Genomic DNA, 1,280 nt, shown 5'->3' with positions numbered 1-1,280 from the left:
CCTTCCCCTTGATCGTGGACACCTGGAGACTGGGACCTGAGGTTCCAGAGGAAGTAGCGCCAGGTGGGAAGCAAGTACACGAAGCGGTACACCGAGGAGTTCAAGCGGGACGCGATCGCGCTCGTCGATTCCTCGGGTAAGACGGTCACGGCGGTTGCCCGGGATCTCGGCATCAGTTCCGAGTCCCTGCGCGGCTGGTATCGCCGGGCCAAGGCAGATCGGGGCGAGGGAGCCCCGGGTGAGCTCACCACGGCCGAGCGCGAGGAGCTCAGGCGGCTGCGTCGGCAGAACGTCGAACAGGCCAAGACGATCGAGGTGCTGCGAAAAGCCGCGGTCTTCTTCGCGAAGGAGAGCGATCGGTGAACGACACGTACGCGTTCATCGAGGCGGAGAAGACCACCCACGGCGTCGCTTTCCTGTGCAGGCTGCTGAAGGTTGCCCGCTCCTCCTTCTACGCCTGGCTCGCCGCGGCCAGGACCCGTTGGGTCCGCAGGGCCGCCGACGAGGCCCTGGTACACGAGATCACCGTCATCCACGTTGGCTCACGCCAGACCTACGGCGTCCCGCGCATCCATGCCGAACTGCGGCGTCTGGGGCGGCGCGTGAACCGCAAGCGGGTCGCCCGCCTGATGCGCGAGCACGGTATTCAGGGAGCTCATCGCCGCAGGCGGCGGTCGCTGACCCGGCCGGATAAGAAGGCGAAGCCGGCGCCGGACCTGATCGGCCGCGATTTCCACGCCGAGATCCCCGGCACGAAGCTGGTCGGCGACATCACATGCCTCCCGACCGCCGAGGGCTGGCTCTACCTGGCCTGCTGGCTGGACCTGGCCACCCGCGAGGTCGTCGGCTACTCGATGGCCGACCACCACCGCGCGGACCTGGTCGTGGATGCCCTGAAGATGGCCGCCGGCCGTGGGCGGCTCCGGCCCGGCTGCATAGCGCATTCGGACCGCGGCAGCGAATACACCAGCAGCCAATTCCGCTGTGAAATAAGCGAGTTGAACCTCCGGCAAAGCTGCGGACGCACCGGATCATGCTTCGACAACGCCGCCGCGGAGAGTTTCTGGGCCCTGCTCAAGGAAGAGATCGGTACCAGAGTCTGGCCCGACCGGGCTACCGCCCGCGCCGACGTTTTCGACTTCATCGAGACGTTCTATAACCGCCGCCGACTGCGCAAGCACAAGGACTTCGGCTACCTCACCCCAGCCGAGACCCGGCAACGGCACCAACACAGCCTCGCAGCATAGACATCAAGTGTCCAAGATCACGGGGAAGCTTCA

2 protein-coding genes are annotated in these 1,280 nt (G+C 66.2%); both read left to right on the top strand.

The annotated features are described in order from the left end of the window. Window positions 1-63 precede the first annotated feature (63 nt). On the top strand, window positions 64-363 hold the full coding sequence (locus DT019_RS39030; RefSeq protein ID WP_114041739.1) for a transposase: 300 nt from the start codon (window positions 64-66) through the stop codon (window positions 361-363). Then, window positions 360-1,247 carry an IS3 family transposase gene (locus DT019_RS39025; protein WP_114041738.1) on the top strand — a complete coding sequence of 296 codons (888 nt, stop codon included), beginning with the start codon at window positions 360-362 and terminating at the stop codon, window positions 1,245-1,247. The genes DT019_RS39030 and DT019_RS39025 overlap by 4 nt, the downstream gene beginning before the upstream one ends. The last annotated feature ends 33 nt before the right edge of the window (window positions 1,248-1,280 follow it).

This window comes from Streptomyces sp. SDr-06 (genome assembly GCF_003324565.1).
Taxonomy (GTDB): Bacteria; Actinomycetota; Actinomycetes; order Streptomycetales; family Streptomycetaceae; genus Streptomyces.
Note: the sequence above shows the minus strand (reverse complement) of the source record. Positions and strands in the feature narration are given on the sequence as shown.